We start from the raw sequence: 24308 nt of genomic DNA on the forward strand, positions 1-24308 counted from the left end.
TCTGGCGGCGTTTACTGGAAAACTCACTGTCGGCAAAAGTCAGTTGCTGGCTCATCCGGTTACTCATTCTGGGTTCAGGTTACAACACGATGATCTCACATCTCGGACTTATTCGCACCTTCCTTAACAAACGGTTTTTCAGTTCAGTGCCATTCGGTAATGTGAAGGGGCTAAGAATACGTTCGTTAGTGCTCATAATTGAAACTCCAAACTTTTTAAAATTAAGAATTCGTTATCGGATTGATTTTTTAGTTCGTCGTTATTTGCCGATGTCATGATATTAATATAATGATTTTTTTAGTTTCTAAAGTTATTACGTTAGTTAAAAAACTATTTAATCCCTGCAATAACACAATTAACACATTGGTGTTAGCGAATGTCATTTAGCCATTCACAATAATTTAAAATTCGTTAAATAATGATTGGTAAAACCACTTCTCCAAATCACTAAAAAAACCAAACAAAACAAACACATATAAAATCACAGAAAATAAAAATGTTACAAAAATGATAAAATAAACCAATAAAAAAGGGAATACCCACATACGCCAGAGTGGTTATTAATAAAAGCATAAAAATATCGCTGCAATTCTATTTTTTTGATCGCGATCAATAGTTATGGCATCCAAAAGCGCAATATAAAAACATCATCAATTTTTAATTTAGCGCCTCCACAAAAGCGTTAAATTGCTATTACTGAAAATACAAAATCGCACCTTTAATAACTAAAAAAAGCAAAGAAACTTAAGAAAGTGATTTTGTTTTTCAGTACGACCGAATCTTTGACAACTTAAGACGTGAAACTATGAATACAAAAACTGCTGTAACGCCCCCTGTGGCGAACCAGGCATCAAATGGAAACGCAAAACGTCTGCTGATGATGGCACTGCCCGTCATCGTCGCCGTACTGCTGCTGTTTGTTCCGGTACCGGAAGGCCTGCCTCCTTACGCGTGGCACTATTTCGCTATCTTCGTTGGCGTGATCGTCGGTTTGATCTTCGAACCGCTGCCGGGCGCGGTGATCGGTCTCACCGGCGTGGTCGCCATTGCCCTGTGCAGCCAGTGGGTGCTGTTCAGCCCTGAACAGCTGGCTGATCCGAAATTCAAGCTGGCGGGCGCCTCCTTTAAATGGGCGGTGAGCGGGTTTGGTAACTCTACCGTCTGGCTGATTTTCGGTGCCTTTATGTTCGCCGCAGGCTATGACAAAACCCGCTTCGGCCGCCGTCTGGCGCTGATTCTGGTGAAATACCTCGGCCGTCGCAGCCTGACGCTCGGTTACGCGATTACGTTTGCTGACCTGCTGCTGGCACCGTTCACCCCGTCCAACACCGCGCGCAGCGGCGGGACCATCTACCCGATCATCGCTAACCTGCCGCCGCTGTACGGTTCAAAACCGAACGACCCAAGCGCGCGTAAGATTGGTTCGTACCTGATGTGGGTGGCGATCACCGCGGCCTGTATCACCAGCTCAATGTTCCTCTCCGCCCTTGCGCCGAACCTGCTGGCGCTGGCGCTGGTGAAAAGCACCGTTGGTATTGATATCTCCTGGGGCACCTGGTTCCTCGCCTTCCTGCCGCTGGGTATCCTGCTGATTCTGACCATGCCGCTGCTGGCCTACTGGTTCTACCCACCAGAAGTTAAAGTGAACAATGAAGTGCCGCTGTGGGCGACCCGTGAGCTGGAAAAACTCGGCAAGCTGTCCCGCAATGAAATTCTGCTGCTGGTGTTCGTGTGCTGCGCTCTGCTGATGTGGATCTTCGCCGCCGCGTGGATTGAGCCTGCGATGGCGGCTCTGCTTATCGTCGGGCTGATGCTGTGGACCGGCGTGCTGGAGTGGAACGATATCACCGGTAACAAAGCCGCGTGGAACACCTTCGTCTGGTTCGCCACTCTGGTGGCGCTGGCGGATGGCCTCTCCTCTACCGGCTTTATCAGCTGGTTAGGTAAAGAAGGCGGTCTGCTGATGAGCGGTATCTCTCCGGGCGTAGCGACCATCGTCCTGCTGCTGGCGTTCTACCTGCTGCACTACCTGTTTGCCAGCACCACCGCGCACACCACGGCGCTGCTGCCAGCGATGCTGACCATCGCCTCCACCATCCCGGGCATGAATATGGAAGTGTTCGTTCTGCTGATGGTGACCTCGCTGGGCGTGATGGGGATCATCACCCCGTACGGCACTGGCCCAAGCCCGATCTACTATGGTAGCGGCTACCTGCCAACCAAAGACTACTGGCGCCTCGGCACCATCTTCGGTGCCATCTTCCTGGCGGCCCTGCTGCTGATTGGCTATCCGTGGATGTCCATGATGTTCTGATTCCTGACCGCCGGACTTCTCCTCCGGCGGTTTTATTTTTTTGGAGCAAGCTATGTCAAACAAACCGTTTTTTTATCAAAACCCCTTCCCACTGGCGCACGACGACACCGAATACTATCTGCTGACCAAAGAGCACGTTTCCGTTGCCGAGTTCGAAGGCCAGGAAGTGCTGAAAGTGGAGCCAGAGGCGCTGACCCTGCTGGCGCAGCAGGCCTTCCACGATGCTGCGTTTATGCTGCGTCCTTCCCATCAGAAGCAGGTCGCCGCCATTCTTAACGACCCGGAAGCGAGCCAGAACGATAAGTACGTTGCCCTGCAGTTCCTGCGTAACTCTGAAATCGCCGCTAAAGGCGTGCTGCCAACCTGCCAGGATACCGGCACGGCGATCATCATGGGTAAAAAAGGCCAGCGCGTCTGGACCGGCGGCGGTGACGAAGCGGCCCTGAGTCAGGGGGTGTACAACACCTACATTGAAGACAACCTGCGCTACTCCCAGAACGCGGCGCTGGATATGTATAAAGAGGTGAACACCGGCACCAACCTGCCGGCGCAGATTGACCTCTACAGCGTTGACGGCGATGAGTACAAATTCCTGTGCATGGCAAAAGGCGGCGGCTCTGCCAACAAAACCTATCTCTACCAGGAAACCAAAGCGCTGATCACCCCGGCGAAGCTGAAAAACTATCTGGTTGAGAAGATGCGCACTCTCGGTACCGCGGCCTGCCCGCCGTACCATATCGCGTTCGTGATCGGCGGTACCTCGGCGGAAGCCACGTTGAAAACCGTGAAGCTGGCCTCCACGCGCTACTACGACGCGCTGCCAACGGAAGGCAACGAACACGGCCAGGCGTTCCGCGACGTTCAGCTCGAACAGGAGCTGCTCCAGGAAGCCCAGAACCTCGGCCTCGGCGCGCAGTTTGGCGGTAAATACTTCGCTCACGACATCCGCGTGATCCGCCTGCCGCGCCACGGCGCCTCCTGCCCTATCGGCATGGGGGTCTCCTGCTCCGCGGACCGCAACATCAAAGCGAAAATCAACCGCGACGGGATCTGGATTGAGAAGCTGGAGCACAACCCGGGCCAGTACATTCCTGAATCACTGCGCCAGCAGGGTGAAGGCGACGTGGTCAGCATCGATCTGAACAAGCCGATGAATGAGATCCTGGCGCAGCTTTCAGCGCATCCGGTCTCTACCCGCCTGTCGCTGAACGGGACCATCATCGTGGCGCGCGACATCGCCCACGCGAAGCTGAAAGAGCTAATCGACAACGGTGAGGAACTGCCGCAGTACGTCAAAGATCACCCGATCTACTACGCGGGCCCAGCCAAAACGCCGGAAGGCTACGCGTCTGGCTCACTCGGCCCAACCACGGCAGGGCGCATGGATTCGTATGTGGACTTACTGCAGTCCCACGGCGCGAGCATGATCATGCTGGCGAAAGGCAACCGCAGCCAGCAGGTGACGGACGCCTGCCATAAGCATGGCGGCTTCTACCTGGGCAGCATCGGCGGCCCGGCGGCGGTGCTGGCGCAAAACAGCATCAAGAGCCTTGAGTGCGTGGCGTATCCTGAGCTGGGCATGGAAGCTATCTGGAAGATCGAGGTCGAGAACTTCCCGGCGTTTATCCTGGTGGATGACAAAGGCAACGATTTCTTCCAGCAGATCCAGAACCAGCAGTGTAAAGGCTGTTCACAGCGCTGATTGCTTCCATACGTCCGGCAAGAGCGACAGCGTTTCAGCGATGGTGCTGCGCTTGTCGCTCCCCGGCTTCCAGATGGTGACCATCGTCTGACCAATCCCCTGGCTGCCCACTTCGGTGTGCAGCCTTTTTACGTTTTGCCACTGCCCGGCGTGAAAATGCGTCGGTAAGAATCCCCAGCCGCAGCCGCGCTCCAGCAGACCGCGCAGCATCTCCGGTTCATTGGTAAAGAGGGTATGCCCGGAAATCTGCAGGCGGCGCGCCACCGGCTCGTCCGAGGCGGGGTGCATGATGACCTGAGGTACCAGGGAGAGATCGAGCAGCGACAGAGGGAAAGCACTGTCCGCAAACAGCCCGCTGGCGGCATAAAAATCCATCTCGATGGCCCCCAGGGCACGCCACTCCATGTCGTTGCCCACGCTGCGGTTGCGCGCCTGGCAGATGGCCAGATCCGCGTCGTTATTCGCCAGCAGCCGTTCCGATTCATCCCGCGAGGCGCAGATAAGGCTCAGGCGGATTTTTCGCACCGCCATTTCAGCAATCACCCCGTGCAGAAAGGCTCTGGGCGTAAAAGGATCGTAGACCAGCGTCAGGTCCTGCGTGGCACCGTGCGGCACCTCTCTGGCAAACGCCTCAAAGGCTTTTACCTGCCGCATCAGGAGGTGCGCCTGGCGCTGAAGCTGTTCCCCTTCGGGCGTGAGCCGCAGGGTGCGGCCGTCGCGAATAAACAGCGCGTAGCCCAACCCATCCTCAAGAAAATCAACCAGATCGCGAAGCGTCGTGCGGTCCTTCTTCAGCGCAACCGCGGCTTTACTGAGGCTCCCATTCTCGGCCACGGCGGTAAATGCCTCGAGCTGTGCAAAAGAGTAAATCAGTCCCGCCACGCTACGCTCCCTCTGTTTTTTAGGGGGATTTTCCCCCACTACGCGTTTTTTATTATAGCCCCGGGGTTTTTAAACTGAAGCCGTTCTTAACCTGTAAGAGACGGATATGAAAAACAGAAAAGTAAACCATGCCCTGCTGGCGGGCCTTGTCTTCAGCACCCTGATCTCCCCTGCGGCAGTGGCGGCCTGTAAAGGCACCGACCTCAGCGTCTGCCCTGCCCCCTTCGACACCACGCTGCCTGACACCCATAAGATGCTCACCTGGAGTCAGGCCGATCGCGTGGTGGGCTTTCGCAATGACTACCGCAACTACACCGGGGATGTTTTCCGCCACGGTAACGCTGTGCCGCTGGAAATGTCGGACAAGCCGCTCACGGACGCACACTATCAGGTCAACGGCAGGCGCTTCGGCCTTAAGGACTACCTCCAGCGGCAGAACGTCAGCGGCATGCTGGTGCTGAAGGACGGCAAAATCGCCTGGAAGTATCTTGGAGAGGGCAATACCGACTCAACGCTCTGGACCTCGCGCTCGGTTGGGAAATCGGTGGTATCGGCGCTGGTGGGCGTGGCCCTCAAAGAGGGAAAAATTCACTCGCTCGACGATCGGATCACGCGGTATGAACCCGACCTGAAAGGCACCGCGTGGGAAGGCGTGACGCTCAGACAGCTGATCACCCATACGTCCGGCGTGGCCTGGAACGAGGATTACACCAACCCTAAATCCGACTTCGCGCAGCTCACCGAGTGCGAGGCGAAGCCGGGTACCTATGACTGCGTGCGCAAGCTGGTGAAGGGGTTACGCAGGGCGCACCCGGCCGGAGAGAGCTGGTCTTACTCTTCGGGCGGCGCCTGGCTGCTGGGTGACGTGCTGGAGCGGGCCACCGGCATGACGCTCGCAGCCTATCTGGAGAAAAGCATCTGGCAGCCTTACGGCATGGCGAGCGACGGCGTGTGGCATGCCTACAGCAAAGGCCAGCACGATGTCGGCGCGCACGGCTTTAACGCCACGCTGGAGGACTGGGGACGCTTCGGGCAATTTATCCTGAACAACGGTACGCTGCCGAACGGTAAGACCATCCTGCCGGAAAACTGGATTCGGCAGTCGTCAGACTGGACGAAGGCCAAAGGCTCGGTCTCAGACGCCCATCCCGAGGGGCTGTACGGCTATCAGTGGTGGAACAATGAAGTGCCCGCCAACGCCGCGGGCGTAGAGCCGACGGCACAGGATTCGCTGAAAGGTTCGCTCTGGGCGCTGGGCATTTTCGGACAGATGATCGTGGTGAACCCGAAGGAAAATCTGGTCATCGTCCAGTGGTCTACCTGGCCGCAGGCGGAACCGTCCTTCAGCGCCCAGCCGCTGGAAGCCTCTCTGATGTTTAGCGCGATTGCCAGGGCGCTGCGCTAAATGGCCTCCGCCGGGTAATGAAGCGGTTACCCGGCTCATTCTGAAACGCGCCTCTGCGCCACATCACAAAATCGCAATATCAGAGACTTACAGAATATTGGTGAATAAAAAGCCAACATTTTGTTAAGTTATTGTTGCCATTAATTGTATTTATTCGCCGGATTATATTCATGCAAGAAATGCATCAGTCGATGCGGCATTTGCGCTTATCTAATTCCTCATCCTGATCCAGTTTTCAGAAACAGACGCGTAAAACGTCAACAATAAACTGGAGATAACCATGTTTTCCTCAACCTCACCTGCAACCGTACGGTCGAAGGCGGGCGCGATACTTCGCGTCACGTCCGGCAACTTTCTTGAGCAATTCGATTTCTTTCTGTTCGGCTTCTATGCCACCTACATCGCCCACACGTTCTTCCCGGCGAGCAGTGAATTTGCGTCGCTGATGATGACCTTTGCCGTCTTCGGCGCGGGCTTTTTGATGCGTCCAATCGGCGCCATCTTGCTGGGGGCTTATATTGACAAGGTTGGCCGCCGCAAAGGGCTAATAGTGACGCTTTCCATTATGGCGGCAGGCACCTTCCTGATCGTGCTGATCCCGTCTTATCAAAGTATTGGGCTTTGGGCGCCGCTGCTGGTGCTGACGGGCCGTCTGCTGCAGGGCTTTTCCGCCGGCGCGGAGCTTGGGGGCGTGTCGGTCTATCTCGCGGAAATCGCCACGCCGGGCCGCAAGGGCTTTTACACCAGCTGGCAGTCCGGTAGCCAGCAGGTCGCCATTATGGTCGCCGCCGCAATGGGCTTTGCGCTGAACGCGGTGCTGGAAGAGAGCGCCATTCGCGAATGGGGCTGGCGCATCCCGTTCCTGTTCGGCTGTTTAATCGTGCCGTTTATCTTTTTCCTGCGCCGCAAGCTGGAGGAGACGGAAGAGTTCAGCGCGCGCCGCCATCATCTGGAGATGCGCCAGGTCTTTAAAACGCTGCTCGCGAACTGGCAGGTGGTGGTCGCGGGCATGCTGATGGTGGCGATGACCACCACGGCCTTTTATCTGATCACCGTTTATGCGCCCACCTTTGGTAAAAAGGTGCTGATGCTGAGCGCGTCAGACAGCCTGCTGGTCACGCTGCTGGTGGCGATCTCTAACTTCGTCTGGCTGCCGGTGGGCGGTGCCCTGTCGGACCGTTTTGGCCGCAAGCCGGTGCTGATTGCCATGACCCTGCTGGCGCTGGCGACCAGCTACCCGGCCCTGACGCTGCTGGCGAACGCGCCCAGCTTCTCGATGATGCTGAGCGTGCTGCTGTGGCTCTCCTTCCTCTACGGCCTCTATAACGGCGCGATGATCCCGGCGCTGACGGAAATTATGCCTGCTGAAGTCCGCGTAGCAGGGTTCTCTCTGGCTTACAGCCTGGCAACGGCGGTGTTCGGTGGCTTTACCCCGGTGATGTCCACCGCGCTGATTGAATACACCGGAGACAAAGCCTCGCCGGGCTACTGGATGAGCTTCGCTGCGGTATGTGCCCTGCTGGCAACGCTCTACCTCTACCGCCGTCGCGCGGTATCGCTGCAAAATACCGTCAAGTCACAGGGGGCCGCATGAAACGCACGTCTCGCTATACCGCCAGCGCGCTGGTGCTGATGTTCCTGAGCGTGAGCGCCTGCGCTCAGGACGTGAAGGTCATGATTTCCGGCGGTTTCAAAGCCGCCCTGGAAAAGCTGGCGCCCGAGTATGAACGCCAGACCGGGGATAAAATTGTGGTCATCCCCGGCCCCTCAATGGGCAATACGCCGCAGGCGATCCCAAACCGGCTCGCGCGCGGCGAGAAGGCCGACGTGGTGATTATGGTGGGCGATGCGCTGGAGAAGCTCGAAAAGGCCAGCCAGACCCGGCCGGGTTCGCGAACGGAACTTGCGGACTCTCCCGTTGGCATGGTGGTAAAAAAAGGAGCGGATATACCGGACATCAGCAGCGACGCGAAACTGCGTGAAACGCTGCTGCAGGCCAGCTCCATCGCCTACTCTGACAGCGCCAGCGGCAGGTACGTCAGCCAGGGGCTGTTCAAAAAGCTGGGCATTGAAAAGGAGGTCGCCGATAAAGCGACAATGGTCGAGCGCATTCCGGTCGCCTCAGAAGTGGCAAAAGGAAAATATGCCGTCGGTTTCCAGCAGGTTAGCGAGCTGTTGCCGGTTCAGGGCGTCACTTTTGTCGGGAAAATCCCTGACAATGTGCAATACATCACGCGCTTCGCGGGTGCGGTCACTCGTCACGCTGAACACCCTGACGAGGGGAAAGCGCTGTTGATCTATCTCGCCTCACCGCCCTCACGCGCCGTCATCGAGAAGACGGGGATGATCCCCGTTACGTCCGGCGATACTGCTCGGTGATCTGCTTTTCCAGTTCAGCCGCAATGTAAGACTGGATGCGCCCCCGGCGCCGGATAAGCCCAACGGTGCGTTTCACTTCCGGCGCCACCAGCGGCAGATGCGTCAACAGCGTGTGCTCAGAGGTCGGCATTGACATGGCGGGAACGGCAGCGATGCCAATCCCCGCCTCTACCATACCGAGCATCGTGGTGACGTGACGCGTTTCGCAGACGCTGGGGCGCCCGGGAACTATATCCCCCAGCATCCGATCGAGCAGGTTACGGTTACCTGACGTTTTATCGAGGGAGATATAATCCTGCTGGTAAAACGCCTGCCACGTCAGGTGACTCTTCTGCGCCACGGGGTGATCCTTTCGGCACGCCGCGACGTAGACATCCTCCACCAGCGGGAAAAACTCGATTTCAGACGGCAGGTTTCCTGCGAAGCAGATGCCGAAATCCGCCTGGCTGCGGGCCACGGCGTCAATCACATTCCCCGCGCTGCTGTCGATGAGCTTGATGCGAACGCGCGGATAGCGAGACTGAAAACGCCGGATCACGTCGGGCATAAAGTAACAGGCTGCGGAAGGGACCGCGGCAACCGCGATCAGCCCCGTCCGCTCTTCGCTGGCCTTATCGACATCCGCCAGCATTGACTCCACGCTGTCGAGCAGCTGCGCAGAGCGCTCGGCAAAGTTTTGCCCGTAGAGCGTCAGCGCCACGCGGCGGGTGGTGCGATCGAACAGCCTGTTTCCCAGCGCGGCTTCCAGCTTTTCAATCCTGCGGCTCAGCGCCGACTGGGATAAGCAGATAGATTCAGCAGCGACACGGAAGTTACCGTATTCCACTAACGCTCTGAAAGCATAAAGATCGTTAAGGTCAAAATTCACGGGCATAGCGTCTGGATGTCCTGTCAGGGAATACGCAACAAAGTCAAAAATAATAGCGTCTTATTGACCTGCCGCAACCGGCCAGGCGTTGAAATACCGATCAGAGGTCGTTGAGATGCAGGCGGACGTACCCGGCGCGGTCAGCAATGGCCTGCCGATCCTCTTCCGTCATGTCCGCAAGCTGTTTAAAGACAATGCCCAGGCGGGGATTGTTGCCGAGACGCGCCTGATTGCGCGCAAAGAAATCCCAGTAAAGGGCATTGAAGGGGCAGGCCTGCTCTCCGGTACGCTGGTTGTGCTGATACCGGCACCCCTGACAGTAATTACTCATCTTATGAATATATGACGCGCTTGAGACGTAGGGTTTACTGGCCAGCAACCCGCCATCGCCAAACTGGCTCATGCCGAGGGTATTGGGCAGCTCCACCCACTCAAAGGCGTCAATATAGACGCCCAGATACCATTCATGAACCGCCTGCGGCGACAGGCCGCTGAGCAGGCTAAAGTTTCCAATGACCATCAGGCGCTGGATATGGTGGGCGTAAGCCTCGGTGAGCGACTGCCCAACGGCATGCGCCAGGCAGCGCATCTGCGTCTTGCCCGTCCAGAACCAGTCCGGCAGCGGGGCGTGCTGGTCTAAGGCATTCAGTTCCCGATAGCCGGGCATCTGCGACCAGTAGATCCCGCGCACATACTCCCGCCAGCCGAGAATTTGCCGGATAAACCCTTCGACGGCAGGCAGCGGCGCGTGGCCCAAACGCCACGCCTGCTGGGCGGCGGCAACCACTTCCCGCGGATTAAGCATCTTTGTATTCAGCGCAAACGAAATTAACGAATGGAAAAGAAAAGGTTCCTCCGTGTGCATCGCGTCCTGCCAGTTTCCAAACTGCGGGAGTACGTGCGTGATAAATTCATCCAGCCTGGCTTTGGCTTCAGAACGGTTGAGCGGCCAGCGAAAATTGTCGGCCTGCGGTTCGCCGAAGGTCGTTACGCCGCAGCGCTGGATCTCCGCCCATAAGACGGAACGATCGTGGCGGGGACGCGCGTCCCCCGGCGCGGGAGGCTCGCCGGACCAGCGCTTGCGGTTTTCAGCATCGAAATTCCATTTCCCCCCTTCCGGCTCGCCTGCTGAGGTCAACAGTACGCCGTGCTGACGACGCATTTCCCGGTAAAAGTACTCCATTCGCCAGCTTTTGCGTGACGCAAAGAACGCGCTGACCTGCTCCCGTGCGGTGAAAAAATGCTCGCTGCTGACGCAGGCCGTTTCAACGGAGACCGTCTTCGCCCACGCCTGCAGCTGCGTATCAAGTCGCCATTCGTCGGGCTCCTGCCATATCACCCTGCCCGCGCCGTAATGCGCGACAAGCGCGTTGAGATTGTCTTCCAGCGCGCCGCGGTTTGAGTCATCAGAGAGCCGGACATACCTCACCCGATGCCCCTTCTCCTTTAATGCAGAGGAAAACGCGCGCATGGCGGCGAAGATAGCGATAACTTTCTGGGCGTGATGAAGCACATAGTCGGTTTCTGCCCGGAGTTCCAGCATCACGTAAATGATGTTCGGACTGCAGGTATCAAACCAGCTGTGATGCGGATTAAGCTGATCGCCCAGGATCAGACGTAGCTCGGTCAACGGTGGCTCCTGCGACAGCGCTCAGAACAGTATTTAACCTCATTCCAGCATTTCACCCATTTCTTGCGCCACGTCATGGGCCGCTGGCAGTGCACACACAGTCGACTGGGCAGGTCCTGCTTGTTACCTTTAAAATCGCTCATCTTTTCAATACCGTACTGATTTATTCACCCCACCTGCGGATAAAGGCTACGACAGACTTCACAAAATGAAGGTGATGCCCGCAAACCGCTACCCACCGCTACGTACGAAATGATAGTTTATTCAGGCTGGATTTGTCGCAGCAGGCGATATTCTGGCATCTTAACCGAATCTGACTTTCCCATTTTTGTTCAAGTGACGAGTTTGCGAGCAAAGCGATGATAAAGTGGCCCTGGAAAACGAATGAGGCTGGCCGGGATGTGGCGCTGCCATGGGATGACGCCCTGACGATCCCTGTTCTGGCTAATCTAACCCCGGATGAACAATCGAAACTGGTTCAGCTGGCGGATCGTTTTTTACAGCAAAAGCGCCTGGTGCCGCTGCAGGGGTTTGAACTCGATCCTCTGAAAAACGCCCGCATCGCGCTGCTTTTCTGTCTGCCGGTGCTTGAACTCGGCATTGAGTGGCTGGACGGTTTCCACGAAGTGCTTATCTATCCCGCGCCGTTCGTGGTGGATGATGAATGGCAGGACGATATTGGGCTGGTGCATAACCAGCGCGTGGTGCAGTCCGGACAAAGCTGGCAGCAAGGGCCGATTATCCTCAACTGGCTCGATATTCAGGACTCGTTCGACGCCTCCGGTTTTAATCTGATTATCCATGAAGTGGCGCACAAGCTGGACACCCGCAACGGCGATCGCGCCAGCGGCGTCCCGCGGATCCCGCTTCGCGAGGTCGCGGGCTGGGAACACGACCTGCACGCGGCGATGGATAACATCCAGGATGAAATAGACCTGGTGGGCGAAAGCGCGGCCAGCATTGACGCCTATGCGGCAACCGACCCGGCAGAGTGCTTTGCGGTGCTCTCCGAGTACTTCTTCAGCGCGCCCGAGCTCTTCGCGCCCCGTTTCCCGGCCCTCTGGCAACGTTTCTGCCAGTTTTATCAGCAGGATCCGCTACAGCGCCTGCGGCAGAATGAGGCGTCCGGCGGGCATTCGTCCCGCCAGTTTCATTAAGCTTTTTCAGCAGGGGTACGCTCGGTTGACCATACCCCTATGCTCAGGGCTAAAAACAGCAATGCCATTCCCCACGCGGCCACCGTTAAAGACTGCTCCCCGTAAAAGCGCGTCACGACCGGCACCATCAGCGCGCTGACGCCGTAGCCTAACGTGTGGCTGGTGGCGATGACGCCCGCCCCTTTCCCCGTGGTTAGCCGATCGTTCAGCAGCAGCTGGTAGCCCGGCGTGGCCATCGCCGCCCCGAGTGACGTGATAACAATCCCCACGTAGAACAGCGCTAAACCGGCGACAGACATCAGCCCAAGCCCGGCCACCATCAGCACCGCCGCGATGCAGAGCAATGTCACCGGGCTGAAATGCTGAGGCCGGACCACCAGAAACTGTGCCGCGAGCGTGGCCAGCGCGGCCAGGCTCAGCAGAAGCGCGACATGATGGCTGATCTCCCGGGCGTTACCGTCCAGCAACGGGCTAAGATGCGGTGACAGGCCAATCTGCATCAGGCTCACCAGCGCCGCCAGCAGCAGCGCCAGCAGCAGGAACGGCAGCATGGAGGCCTGCAGGCGGGTTGCCTGATGGGCTACCGGCGGCAGCGGCGGGTCAGCGACTTCGCGAAGCACCAGCAGCAGAGCGAGAAGCGGCGCAACCGCCATCAGCCAGAGCGGCGCCACCGGATTAACGCTGAGCATCAGCGCCGCCAGCGGCGGGCCGAGCAAACGCCCGCAGCTGAGGCCGGAGCTTATCGTCGCCAGCGCCGCCATTCTTTTCTCCAGTCCCGCACGCTGAATCGCCCACGTCTGGGCCGCAGGCACCAGCCCCGAGACCGTCAGCCCGTAGAGCAGGCGCGAGAAAATAAGCCCCGCCAGCCCCCAGACCGTATCCAGCCTTCCGGCCGCCATCCCCCAGACCACCAGGGCCATCACGACGAAACTCGCCAGATAGCCGCTTAGCGAGGCCAGCATGACGGACTTACACCCCTTTCGCTCGCTCTGACGCCCCCACCAGGGCGAGGCCGGTAAAAAAAGCATCGATCCGAACATCAACAGCCCGGCCCAGACAGAGAGTGACAGCCCGGTCAGGGTGACCAGCTGCGGGAGCATCACCAGCAAGCCGTTTTGCCCGATGCCGAGTAACCCCGCAGATAGCGCCAGGGGCCAGTTAGCTTTTGAAGTGACGTTTTCCGTCAAGGTTTCAGAGTCAGCGCGCATGAGAATGTGAACATAGTGTCAATAAATGTGTGGAAATTATGAAGTTAACAAATATTGCAAAAATGGTTGCGAGTGTAAACAGAATGAATATCATAACGAGAATTATTATCAATCATGGAATGAGGTACATCTATGCGTGCTCTGCTCCGCGCCGCCGGTACAGACGTTGCAGCCCAGTGCTTTTTAAACGCCCTGTTGCGTGAAACGAAGGACTGGCGCTATCTCCCCGCTACCGATGCGGATGCGCTATCTGAGATCCATATCCCGCTTTCCCAAACCCAGGCGCTTCGGGTGCCGGTACGCTATTTCTCACCCACCCAGCATCATCAGTACCGTTTCCCGGCAACGCTGATTCTGAGCAACAGCGACAGGGGTGACGCCGTCACTTTCCCTCAACTGGTTGATTTAATTCTTGAAAAACCGTCCTTAAAAGGCTCGTTGGATGCCGATACGCTGGTGCGTTTTAAGCAGCGCGTTCTCGAAAGCCATGCCCACACCTGGCAGGCGATTGATTTACGCCACCGCTGGGCAACCCTGCGCGATAAGCCGCTGACGTTTGCCGAAGCGGAACAGGCGCTGCTGGTCGGCCATGCGTTTCACCCGGCACCGAAGTCCCACGAGCCGTTCAACGAAGCCGAGGCGCGCCGCTATTTGCCCGATTTCGCCTCCCGCTTCCCGCTGCGCTGGTTTGCCGTTGAGAGCACGCTCGTTGCCGGCGACAGCCTGAACGCCTCCCTGCGTGAACGTCTGCTGCGCTTTGCGGCCCAGAGCGCGCCCGAACTGCTCGGCCACTTTACCGACACCCGCTGGCTGCTGCCGATGCACCCGTGGCAGGCCGACTATCTGCTGGAGCAGGACTGGTGCCAGCGTCTGGTGGAAAACGGTTCGTTGCAGGACCTGGGTGAAGCGGGCGCACAGTGGCTGCCCACCAGCTCCTCCCGCTCGCTGTACAGCGAGACCAACAGCGACATGATTAAGTTCTCCCTCAGCGTGCGCCTGACCAACTCCGTGCGCACGCTGTCGGTGAAAGAGGTGAAGCGCGGCATGCGCCTGGCGCGTCTGGCAAAAACGGAACGCTGGCAAGAATTACAGGCGCGCTACCCGACCATGCGCGTGATGCAGGAAGACGGCTGGGCGGGACTGCGTGACGAAAGCGGCACTATTCAGGAAGAGAGCCTGATGGCCCTGCGCGTTAATCTGCTGTTCGATACGCCAGACACCCAAACCAACGTGCTGGTGAGCCTGACGCAGGCCGCGCCGGACGGCGGTGACAGCCTGCTCGCCGCGGCGGTGCGCCGTCTGAGCCAGCGTCTTGATTTACCGCTCGCCCAGGCCGCCCGCTGCTGGCTGGACGCCTACTGTGACCGCGTATTGCTTCCGCTGTTCAGCGCCGAGGCGGATTACGGTCTGGTCCTGCTGGCGCACCAGCAAAATATCCTCGTTGAGATGCAGCAGGATTTCCCGGTCGGGCTGATCTACCGCGACTGCCAGGGCAGCGCGTGGACCGAAGGCGCCGACGCGTGGCTGAAAGACGCGGGCGAAACTGAGGTGGAAAACCGCTTTGGCGAGAGCCAGCTGCTGCGCTACTTCCCTTACTACCTGCTGCTGAACTCTACCCTTGCCGTCACCGCCGCCCTTGCTGCCGCCGGTTTTGACAGCGAGGAGAGCCTGATGTCCCGGGTGCGCGACGCGCTGGCAGAACTGCGCCGCACGGCGAAGCAGACCCGCTGCCTCGACTACGTGCTCGACAGCCCGACCTGGAACTGCAAAGGCAACTTCTTCTGCTACCTGCACGATCGCAATGAAAACACCATCGCCGATCCGGCGGTGATCTATTTCGACTTTAGCAACCCGTTCTACAAGGAGAAGGCGTGATGGCTATCGCGAATATCGTCCATTCCGGCTACGGCTTTTACTGCACCGCAACGGATCGCGCCTTGCCGCTGGCGTTGGGTCTCGACGGCAGCGCGGTGCTGGAGCGTCTGAAGGGGATCCCGGACGGCTGGCTGGTGGAAGCCCTGGATCAGCTGTTTGTGGCCGCCCCCGCGCTGACCGGCATTACGTTGCCGTGGGCGGACTGGCAGGATGAACCCCAGGCGCAGGCGCTGTTTGGCCTGGCCCACGGTGATTATCTGGCGCGCGACGCCTTCTGGCAGCTGCCGCTGTGGCTGAAGGGAGAACGCCCGCAGGCGAGCGGCGGAATGCAGTTTGACGAGAGCCGTCAGCTGTACTTCCCGCTGCGCCCTCGCCGCCCGCAGGGTGAGGTGTATCGCCGTTACGATCCGCAAATTAAGCGTACCCTCAGCTTCCGCGTGGCCGACGTGGCGCTGGACGGCGAGCGTTTTACCCGCTGGATGAATAACCCGCGCGTGAACGCCTTCTGGGAGATGGCGGGCCCGCAGGCCGAGCAGGAAAACTACCTGCGCCGTCAGCTCGACTCGACCTACTGCTACCCGGTTATTGGCTGCTTCGACGATCAACCGTTTGGCTATTTTGAACTCTACTGGGCACCGGAAGACCGCATTGGCCGCCACTACCGCTGGCAGCCGTTTGACCGCGGGCTGCACATGCTGGTGGGCGAAGAGAACTGGCGCGGCGCGCAGTACATCCGCAGCTGGCTGCGCGGTCTGAGCCACTATCTGTATCTCGATGAACTGCGCACCACGCGCATCGTGGCCGAGCCGCGCTTCGACAACCAGCGCCTGTTCCGTCACCTTTCCTCTGCCGGTTTTGACACGGTGAAAGAGTTCGACTTCCCGCATAAACGCTCGCGCCTCATTATGAGCCAGCGTCACCGCTTCTTCAGCGAGGTGGGCCTGTGAACGCGCTCTGGGAAAAAGTGAACCGCGAGATGGTGGCGAAGATCCTCGCCGAGCTGGAATACGAGCGCACCCTGCGCGCCGAGCCGGTTTCGTCGGACGGCTGGCGCATCGCCATGGGCAACGCGTCCTGGCAGTTTTGCGCCACGCGCGGGATCTGGGGCTGGCTGCATATCGACCCGGACAGCCTGACCACCGCCAGCGGCGATGCCGTCGAAGCGGAAAGCGCGCTGCTGCAGCTGGCGACGGTGCTGGAGATGAGCGACGCGCAAACGGCAGAGCACATGGAGGACCTCTACGCCACGCTGCGCGGCGACATGCAGCTGCTGCAGGCGCGTGACGCGCTGGATGCGGACGCGCTGATCCACCTCGATCCGGACGAATTACAGTGTCTGATGCGCGGTCACCCGAAGTTTATTTTCAACAAAGGTCGCCGCGGCTGGGGGCTGGACGCGCTGCGCCAGTACGCACCGGAGTACCGCGGACGTTTTCGTCTGCACTGGATTGCCGTTCAGCGAGAGCATCTGATCTGGAGCAGCGACGCCGATTGCGATATCAGCGCCCTGCTGGCGAGCGCCATGGACAACGCCGAGCGCGCCCGCTTTGACGCCCGCTGGCAGGCGCTGGGCCTCGACGAGAGCTGGCTGCCGGTGCCGCTGCACCCGTGGCAGTGGCAGCAGAAGATTGCCATTCATTTCCTGCCGCAGCTGGCACGCGGTGAGATGGTTGAGCTGGGCGAGTTTGGCGATGAGTACCTGGCGCAGCAGTCCCTGCGCACGCTCACCAACGCCAGCCGTCGCGCGCCGTTTGACATCAAGCTTCCGCTGACGATCTACAACACCTCCTGCTATCGCGGTATTCCGGGCAAATACATTGCCGCCGGGCCGCTGGCCTCGCGCTGGTTGCAGCAGCAGTTTGTCGCCGACGCTACGCTTGCCCGCTCTGGCGCACAGGTACTGGGTGAGCCCGCTGCTGGATACCTGTCGCACCTGGGCTATGCGGCGCTGCCGAAAGCGCCGTACCGCTATCAGGAGATGCTGGGGGTGATCTGGCGCGAGAACCCGTCCTGCTATCTGCAGGATGGCGAACAGGCGGTGCTGCTGGCGGCGCTGATGGAAACCGACAACGCCGGACGCCCGCTGATTGACGCGTGGATCAGCCGTTCCGGGCTAAGCGCCGACGCGTGGCTGGAAAAGCTGTTTGAGGCAACGGTGATCCCGTTCTATCACCTGCTCTGCCGCTACGGCGTGGCGCTGATTGCCCACGGCCAGAACGTGACGCTGGTGATGAAAGACTCTATCCCGCAGCGCATCCTGCTGAAGGATTTCCAGGGCGATATGCGCCTGGTGGACGAGGATTTCCCGCAGGCGCAGAGCCTGCCGGAGCAGGTAAAAGCGGTGACGGCGCGCCTGAGCGCGGATTACATCATCCACGACCTGCAAACCGGCAACTTTGTGACGGTGCTGCGCTTTATTTCACGCCTCACGCTGCAAAGCGGCGTCAGCGAAACGCGTTTCTATCAGATCCTCGCCGGGGTGCTGCACCGCTACATGGCCGCGCATCCGGAGCTTGCGGAGCGCTTTGCGAAATTCGATCTGTTTAAGCCGCAAATTATTCGCGTGATCCTCAACCCGGTCAAACTGACCTTCTCCGAACACGACGGCGGCAGCCGCATGCTGCCGAACTACGTCACCGACCTTGATAACCCTCTTTTTCTGGCCTCCCGGGAGTCCGCGCAATGAAAACCTATGATTTCATCGGCATTGGTATCGGCCCGTTTAACCTTAGCATCGCCGCCCTCGCAGAAGGGCTGGACGGCTTTAGCTCGCTGTTTCTTGAGCGCAAACCGCACTTTTCCTGGCACCCGGGGATGATGGTGCCGGACTGCCACATGCAAACCAGCTTCCTGAAGGATCTGGTCAGCGCCGTGGAGCCGACCAACCGCCACAGCTTCCTGAACTACCTGGTGCAGCGTAAAAAATTCTACCGCTTCCTGACCACCGAGCAGCGCACCGTTTCACGGGAGGAGTTTGCCGACTACCTGTGCTGGGCGGCGGACAACCTCACCAACCTCGCCTTCAGCCAGCAGGTACAACAGGTGAGCTTTGATGAGAAAAGCGGCCTGTTTGAGGTAGTAACCCAACGCGATCGCTTCCTGGCGCGCCACGTCTGCGTGGGGATCGGTAAGCAGATCAACCTGCCGGACTGCGTCACGGCGCAGGACGATAGCTGCTTCCACGCCAGCGAGATGATGCTGCGCGCGCCGGATCTCGCGGGCAAGCGCGTTACCGTCGTCGGCGGCGGCCAGAGCGGCGCCGACCTGTTCCTGAATATTTTCCGTGGCGAATGGGGCCAGCCGCTGAGCCTGAACTGGGTCTCGCGCCGCAACAACTACAACGCGCTGGATGAAGCCGCCTTTGCTAACGAGTATTTCACGCCGGAGTACGTGGACAGCTTCTCCACGCTCGGTGAAGAGGCGCGTCGTCAGATGCTGCACGAGCAGAAGATGACCTCCGACGGCATCACCACCGAGTCCCTGCTGGCGATTTACCGCGCCATGTACCACCGCTTTGAAGTGCTGCGCGAAAAACCCTGGGCGCACCTGATGCCGTCCCGCTCGGTGACGGCCCTGACGCGCCTGGAAAACGGACAGCGTCTGAGCATACAGCATCACCTCGACGGCGGCCGCGAGCAGCTGGAGAGTGACGTTGTGATCTTCGCCACCGGCTATCGCGCCGTGCAGCCCGCGTTCCTGGCGCCGCTGTCTCACCGCCTGCATCTGGATACGGACGAAGCCTTCTGCATCAACAACGATTTCACCCTCGAATGGGACGGCCCGCAGAGCAACCGCCTGTTTGCCGTGAATGCCGGGATGCACCGTCTCGGCATTGCCGAACCCCAGCTCAGCCTGATGGCCTGGCGCGCGGCGCGAATTCTGAATCGCGCGCACGCCGACGAGCCGTTTGAGCTGGCTACCACCCCTGGCGTTATCCACTGGCGAAGCACCACCAGCCCGGAGAACAGCCAGGTTTTTAAATCATTAGCAAAAACCACCGAGTACTGACACACACAATCAGGGTCAACATAACAATGAAACGTTCTCATCTTTGGGTTTTAAATCCTTGCTTGCTTGCAATGCTTTCTACCTCTGCGTGGGCGGAAGAACAAAAGGAAGAAAATATCGTGGTCTCCGCCAGCCGCGCGCACCGCAGCGTGGCGGAGATGGCGCAGACCACCTGGGTCATCGAGCGGGCTGAAATTGAGCAGCAGGTTCAGGGCGGGAAAGAGATTAAAGAAGTGCTGGCGCAGCTGATTCCGGGCATGGACGTCAGCAGCCAGGGACGTACCAACTACGGCATGAACCTGCGCGGCCGCTCCATGATGGTGATGGTGGACGGCGTGCGCCTGAACTCGTCCCGCAGCGACAGCCGCCAGCTCGACTCTATCGATCCGTTCAACATTGACCGTATCGAGGTTATCTCCGGCGCCACGTCACTCTACGGCGGCGGCAGTACCGGCGGTCTGGTGAACATCGTCACCAAAAAAGGCCAGCCTGAGACCGAAGTCGAGTTCCAGACCGGGGCTAAAAGCGGGTTCAACAGCCACAACGACCACGATGAGAACGTGTCGGCAGCGGTCAGCGGCGGCAACGATAACGCGTCCGGTCGTCTGTCGGTGTCGTATCAGCGCTACGGCGGCTGGTATGACGGCAACGGCGACGAGGTGATCATTGATAACACCCAGACCGGCTTACAGTATTCTGACCGTATCGACGTGATGGGCACAGGCACCCTCAATATTGACGATCATCAACAGCTGCAGCTGACGACCCAGTACTACAAGAGCGAGTCCGACGGCAAGCATGGGCTGTATCTCGGAAAGAACTTCTCGGCGGTAACGGGGGATGCGACCGCCTACAACAAAGGTAACCTCGATTCTGACCGCGTGCCGGGTACCGAGCGCCATCTGATCAACCTGCAGTACTCCAATACCGACTTCTGGGGCCAGGATCTGGTCGCGCAGATTTACTATCGCGACGAGAGCCTGACCTACTATCCGTTCCCGACCCTGACCAAAGGTGTGGTCACCAGCATCGGCGCGTCGCAGCAGAAAACCGATTTCTACGGCGGCAAGCTGACGCTGAACAGCAAGCCGGTGGACGATTTGACGCTGACCTGGGGTATGGATGCCGACCACGAAACCTTCGATGCCAACCAGCAGTTCTTCAACCTGAAAAAAGCTGCGGCGAGCGGCGGCATGGAGCTGGATAACGCCTACAACGTGGGCCGCTACCCGGGCTACAGCATCACCAACCTCGCCCCGTTCCTGCAGGCCAGCTATGACATTGACGCCATCACCCTGAGCGGCGGCGTGCGCTACCAGTATACCGAGAACAAGGTGGACGATTTTGTCGGTTACACCCAGCAGCAGGCCATCGCTACCGGGAAAGCCACCTCCGCCGACGCGGTGCCGGGTGGGAAAACCGATTACAACAACTTCCTGTTTAACGCCGGGATCCTCGGTCGCCTGACCGAACAGCAGCAGGTGTGGTTTAACTTCTCCCAGGGCTTCGAAATCCCGGACCTGGCGAAGTACTACGGCTCCGGGACCTATCAGCTCAGCAACGGTCACTATCGCCTGCTGAACAGCGTCAACGTCAACGACTCGAAGCTGGACGGTATCAAGGTCAACGCTTATGAGCTGGGCTGGCGCTACACCGGGGATAACCTGCGCACCCAGGTTGCGGCGTATTACTCGCTCTCGGATAAAACCATCACCATCAACAAGACGGACATGACCATTAACCTGGAAGACGACAAGCGTCGTATCTACGGGGTGGAAGGTCAGGTGGACTACTTCTTCACCGACAGCGACTGGAGCACGGGCGCGAACTTTAACGCCATTAAGTCGGAAACTCGCGAAAACGGGAAATGGGAGAAGCTGACGGTAGACAGCGCCAGCCCGTCGAAAGCCAGCGCGTGGGTCAACTGGGCGCCGGGCGACTGGACCCTGCGCGTGCAGAGCACGCAGACCTTTGACGTCTCTGACGCCGACGGCAAGAAGATCGATGGCTATAACACGGTCGACTTCCTGGGCAGCTACGCCCTGCCGGTGGGTAAAGTCAGCTTCAGCGTGGAGAACCTGCTGGACAAAGACTACACCACCGCCTGGGGCCAGCGCGCGCCGGGGCTGTATAGCCCAACCTACGGTGCACCGGGTCTGTATACCTATAAAGGCCGTGGGCGGACGTTTGGTCTGAACTACTCCGTTCTGTTCTAATCCTGAGCGCCGCCTGCGGGCGGCGCATTTTGCTGTGTAATTTCGAAGCAAATTTACTATAAAATCAGCGATTTGCTGAAATTGTCGGCAAACGAACAAAAAGCGCGATTTCACCCTTTGACAAGGCGAACTGAGGTCGCTACTATGCGCCTCGTTCACACGATTCCTCTGTAGTTCAGTCGGTAGAACGGCGGACTGTTAATCCGTATGTCACTGGTTCGAGTCCAGTCAGAGGAGCCAAATTTGAAAAGCCTGCTTTTGAAGCAGGCTTTTTGCTTTTCTGCGTCGGGTAAAATTGTCGGGTGGCGGCTTCGCCTTACCCGACCTACGGGACTGCATCTCTGAAGTTAACTCTGAATCGCATCCAGCCTGGCAATCACCTTAATCTCAAACTTAAATCCGTACAGCCACGTCACGCCGATCCCGGTCAAGGTAGGATAAGGCGCGTCCCCCCAATATTCTGGCAGGATACTCCAGATAGCGTCGAGGTTTGACTCGGGATCGACGACAAAGAGGGTCACGTCAACCACGTCAGCGAACGTGCAGCCCGCAGCCGCGAGGACAGCATTAAGATTATCGAAGGCCAGCCTGACCTGCGCTTTCAGATCGGGTTCAGGCGAACCATCCTCGCGACTACCCACCTGCCCCGAAACGAACAAGAAACCGTTGGATTTGATGGCCGGTGAATAGCGATTACGCTCATAGAGCGCCTGCCGACCGGAGGGGAAAACTGCTTCGCGTGCTGTCATGTTTGTACCTTTGCAATAGGGCAAAATCAGCCCGTTGAACATAAAGACACTTTACAGGTGCAGGTTCGGGCGGATAAACAAGCGACTTTGTCCATCATTGTTTGTAATATCCAAACAATCGGTGAAAAGAGAGGATAAGGGATGGATCGTTTCGACGCGATGCGGGCCTTTGCTCGCGTGGTTGAGGCAGGTAGTTTCACAAAGGCTGCCCAAACGCTTCATATGAGCAAAACCACGGTGACGCAGCTCATTCAGCAGCTGGAAGCGCGCCTGCGCGTCAAATTGCTCCATCGCACCACCCGCAGGCTCGGTGTGACCCCCGATGGCGCGGTCTACTACGAACGCGTCATCCGCCTGCTGGCGGACATGGAAGATGCTGAAAACAGCCTGTCCAGCGCGACGATGACGCCCAGGGGACGACTACGGGTAGACGTGCCCAGTCCGCTGGCCCGCCTCATCCTGGTGCCGGCGCTACCGGCTTTCCATGCACGCTACCCGGATATCCAGTTCGATATGGGCGTGAGCGACCGGGTGGTGGATCTGATCGGCGACAACGTGGATTGCGTCCTGCGCGGTGGCGAAATCAACGACCAGTCCCTGATCGCACGCCACGTCGGCGATTTGCACATCGGCGTTTACGTCGCACCGAGCTATGTGGAACGCCTCGGCGCCCCTGCGCACCCGCGAGAGCTGGAAAACACCGACCATCGCATTGTAGGGTTCTTGTCCTCGCGCACCGGTAAGATTGATCCTCTGGTACTGCGCAGTGAGAGTGAACATATTGAAATCACGGGCAGCTATGTCCTTGCCGTGGATGATGGCAATGCTTACCTCGAAGCTGGGTTAGCCGGGTTAGGCGTGATTGCGCTGCCGGTCTATATGGCAGAAGCGCATCAGGCTTGTGGTTCCTTGATTCGGCTGTTCGAACATTGGCGTATTAAGCCAATGCCCCTGTACCTGGCATTTCCGCCTAACCGCCACGTCAACGCCAGACTGCGCGTTTTTATTGATTGGATTGTTGAGTTGATGCAGCAGCATGTCCCTAATTCCAATAATAAGTCACTCCCTCCCAGACCCTGATTCGCTCATTAGGGTTAGTTACTTTCCACAGCACTCACCGCTCGCCGCCAGGCACGATCTCTTTCTCAAGACCCGCATTCATGCACCACGTTTTCCACGACCCCATGGAAAAAAAAGATGACTTTTTGCAATGTCAGACGGCGTAGCGGGCAGCACGCCGTCGTTATAGCCCGGTGCGGCCACCACAATGAGCTCATCGGAAAAAAGATAATGACTTTCGCTCCCTTCCCAGTTTCCCTGCCCCATCCGTATCGCGATATCTATCCCTTCCTGCTGCAGGCTGGTGACCGTCAGACTGGCCTGGTTCCGCAGGGTAATAAGCGGATACTTCGCCCGAAAACGAGCCAGACGCGGTAATAACCAGTGGCATCCAAATGACGGCACCATCGCCAGCGTCAGCTCCTGCTTTCTCGGCTTCACCTGCACGAGCCGGGTGGCATCCGCGATGTGGTTCAACGCTTCGCGTACCTGTAAGGCATAGAGCCGCCCTTCTTCATTGATCTGCACTCCTCGCCCCTGACGGATAAACAGCTTTACGCCCACCATCTCCTCCAGCGTTTTGATCTGCTGGCTGATAGCGGAATGGGTAACGTGGAGTTCTTTCGCCGCCAGCGTCACGCTGCCAAGACGGGCGACGGCTTCAAAGCTTCGCAAACTGGCAATGGGTGGAAAATCCGACATGAAAGCACTTCCTTATCTGCGCTGGATATACAGTGGCAACCTGACCATATGTCAGTAATACTAACCCTTACGGTAAGATACTGAAGATATTCGCCATGCAAATTGTATTGTAATGTCGGGTCATCCTTTTCAATGACGCGTTCTTTCACACAGA

General features: G+C 58.4%; 19 protein-coding genes, 1 tRNA gene and 1 pseudogene. 14 read left to right on the plus strand and 7 right to left on the minus strand.

Annotation, left to right across the window (positions count from 1 at the left end):
* The 3 genes from ACOTXT_RS17625 to fumA form a co-directional block, all read left to right on the plus strand.
* Positions 1 to 278 (plus strand): hypothetical protein (locus ACOTXT_RS17625; protein ID WP_421625373.1); only part of this gene is annotated, 278 nt, incomplete at its 5' end.
* A gap of 527 nt (positions 279 to 805) precedes the next feature.
* Complete coding sequence (locus ACOTXT_RS17630; RefSeq protein WP_023325580.1) at positions 806 to 2314, plus strand: anion permease; 1509 nt, start codon at positions 806 to 808, stop codon at positions 2312 to 2314.
* Positions 2315 to 2366: 52 nt separating this feature from the next.
* Positions 2367 to 4016, plus strand: a complete 1650-nt coding sequence (gene fumA, locus ACOTXT_RS17635) for a class I fumarate hydratase FumA (RefSeq protein ID WP_055322018.1) — start codon at positions 2367 to 2369, stop codon at positions 4014 to 4016.
* Here the strand turns inward: fumA and ACOTXT_RS17640 are convergent.
* A complete protein-coding gene (locus ACOTXT_RS17640; protein ID WP_055322017.1) occupies positions 4005 to 4898 on the minus strand; it encodes a LysR family transcriptional regulator in 894 nt (297 codons plus the stop codon). The genes fumA and ACOTXT_RS17640 overlap by 12 nt on opposite strands.
* A gap of 106 nt (positions 4899 to 5004) precedes the next feature.
* Here ACOTXT_RS17640 and ACOTXT_RS17645 point away from each other — a divergent pair, with 106 nt between their 5' ends.
* From ACOTXT_RS17645 to ACOTXT_RS17655, 3 genes are all read left to right on the plus strand, one after another.
* Positions 5005 to 6303: a serine hydrolase domain-containing protein gene (locus tag ACOTXT_RS17645; protein ID WP_055322016.1), complete on the plus strand. Its 1299-nt coding sequence runs from the start codon at positions 5005 to 5007 to the stop codon at positions 6301 to 6303.
* A gap of 280 nt (positions 6304 to 6583) precedes the next feature.
* Positions 6584 to 7897 carry an MFS transporter gene (locus ACOTXT_RS17650; RefSeq protein ID WP_333165849.1) on the plus strand — a complete coding sequence of 438 codons (1314 nt, stop codon included), beginning with the start codon at positions 6584 to 6586 and terminating at the stop codon, positions 7895 to 7897.
* Positions 7894 to 8682 carry a substrate-binding domain-containing protein gene (locus tag ACOTXT_RS17655; protein ID WP_333165852.1) on the plus strand — a complete coding sequence of 263 codons (789 nt, stop codon included), beginning with the start codon at positions 7894 to 7896 and terminating at the stop codon, positions 8680 to 8682. Before ACOTXT_RS17650 ends, ACOTXT_RS17655 begins: the two co-directional genes overlap by 4 nt.
* Here the strand turns inward: ACOTXT_RS17655 and ACOTXT_RS17660 are convergent.
* The 3 genes from ACOTXT_RS17660 to ACOTXT_RS17670 form a co-directional block, all read right to left on the minus strand.
* Positions 8657 to 9556, minus strand: coding sequence for a LysR family transcriptional regulator (locus ACOTXT_RS17660; RefSeq protein WP_025913330.1), 900 nt, complete (start codon positions 9554 to 9556; stop codon positions 8657 to 8659). The genes ACOTXT_RS17655 and ACOTXT_RS17660 overlap by 26 nt on opposite strands.
* 94 nt (positions 9557 to 9650) lie before the next feature.
* Positions 9651 to 11180, minus strand: a complete 1530-nt coding sequence (locus ACOTXT_RS17665; protein WP_333165855.1) for a cryptochrome/photolyase family protein — start codon at positions 11178 to 11180, stop codon at positions 9651 to 9653.
* Positions 11177 to 11323 carry a DUF2256 domain-containing protein gene (locus ACOTXT_RS17670; RefSeq protein WP_333165858.1) on the minus strand — a complete coding sequence of 49 codons (147 nt, stop codon included), beginning with the start codon at positions 11321 to 11323 and terminating at the stop codon, positions 11177 to 11179. The genes ACOTXT_RS17665 and ACOTXT_RS17670 overlap by 4 nt, the downstream gene beginning before the upstream one ends.
* Before the next feature lie 216 nt (positions 11324 to 11539).
* On the opposite strand from ACOTXT_RS17670, the gene mtfA reads away from it, so the two are divergent.
* Positions 11540 to 12337 carry a DgsA anti-repressor MtfA gene (gene mtfA / locus ACOTXT_RS17675; RefSeq protein ID WP_333165861.1) on the plus strand — a complete coding sequence of 266 codons (798 nt, stop codon included), beginning with the start codon at positions 11540 to 11542 and terminating at the stop codon, positions 12335 to 12337.
* Here the strand turns inward: mtfA and ACOTXT_RS17680 are convergent.
* A complete protein-coding gene (locus ACOTXT_RS17680; protein WP_126349263.1) occupies positions 12334 to 13545 on the minus strand; it encodes an MFS transporter in 1212 nt (403 codons plus the stop codon). The two genes, mtfA and ACOTXT_RS17680, sit on opposite strands and share 4 nt — an antisense overlap.
* A gap of 132 nt (positions 13546 to 13677) precedes the next feature.
* Between ACOTXT_RS17680 and ACOTXT_RS17685 the strand changes: the two genes are divergently transcribed.
* The 6 genes from ACOTXT_RS17685 (at position 13678) to ACOTXT_RS17710 (ending at position 21884) form a co-directional block, all read left to right on the plus strand.
* Positions 13678 to 15420, plus strand: coding sequence for an IucA/IucC family protein (locus tag ACOTXT_RS17685; RefSeq protein ID WP_421625372.1), 1743 nt, complete (start codon positions 13678 to 13680; stop codon positions 15418 to 15420).
* Positions 15420 to 16367 carry a GNAT family N-acetyltransferase gene (locus ACOTXT_RS17690; RefSeq protein ID WP_333165869.1) on the plus strand — a complete coding sequence of 316 codons (948 nt, stop codon included), beginning with the start codon at positions 15420 to 15422 and terminating at the stop codon, positions 16365 to 16367. Before ACOTXT_RS17685 ends, ACOTXT_RS17690 begins: the two co-directional genes overlap by 1 nt.
* On the plus strand, positions 16364 to 18106 hold the full coding sequence (gene iucC, locus ACOTXT_RS17695; protein ID WP_333165872.1) for an aerobactin synthase IucC: 1743 nt from the start codon (positions 16364 to 16366) through the stop codon (positions 18104 to 18106). The genes ACOTXT_RS17690 and iucC overlap by 4 nt, the downstream gene beginning before the upstream one ends.
* Positions 18103 to 19428, plus strand: coding sequence for a lysine N(6)-hydroxylase/L-ornithine N(5)-oxygenase family protein (locus ACOTXT_RS17700; RefSeq protein WP_333165875.1), 1326 nt, complete (start codon positions 18103 to 18105; stop codon positions 19426 to 19428). The genes iucC and ACOTXT_RS17700 overlap by 4 nt, the downstream gene beginning before the upstream one ends.
* Before the next feature lie 26 nt (positions 19429 to 19454).
* Positions 19455 to 21644, plus strand: coding sequence for a TonB-dependent siderophore receptor (locus ACOTXT_RS17705; RefSeq protein ID WP_023325592.1), 2190 nt, complete (start codon positions 19455 to 19457; stop codon positions 21642 to 21644).
* A 164-nt stretch (positions 21645 to 21808) separates the two neighbouring features.
* Positions 21809 to 21884 (plus strand) — tRNA-Asn (locus tag ACOTXT_RS17710).
* Positions 21885 to 21991: 107 nt separating this feature from the next.
* On the opposite strand, the gene ACOTXT_RS17715 is transcribed toward ACOTXT_RS17710, so the two are convergent.
* Positions 21992 to 22393, minus strand: coding sequence for a RidA family protein (locus ACOTXT_RS17715; RefSeq protein WP_039266693.1), 402 nt, complete (start codon positions 22391 to 22393; stop codon positions 21992 to 21994).
* Between the two features lie 141 nt (positions 22394 to 22534).
* Here ACOTXT_RS17715 and ACOTXT_RS17720 point away from each other — a divergent pair, with 141 nt between their 5' ends.
* Positions 22535 to 23473: a LysR family transcriptional regulator gene (locus ACOTXT_RS17720; RefSeq protein WP_045353662.1), complete on the plus strand. Its 939-nt coding sequence runs from the start codon at positions 22535 to 22537 to the stop codon at positions 23471 to 23473.
* Between the two features lie 43 nt (positions 23474 to 23516).
* Here ACOTXT_RS17720 and ACOTXT_RS17725 read toward each other — a convergent pair.
* Positions 23517 to 24154 (minus strand): annotated as a pseudogene (locus ACOTXT_RS17725) (LysR family transcriptional regulator); the annotation flags it as partial.
* Positions 24155 to 24308: the final 154 nt, after the last annotated feature.

This window comes from Enterobacter cloacae complex sp. IR5422, assembly GCF_049238165.1.
Taxonomy (GTDB): domain Bacteria; phylum Pseudomonadota; class Gammaproteobacteria; order Enterobacterales; family Enterobacteriaceae; genus Enterobacter; species Enterobacter roggenkampii.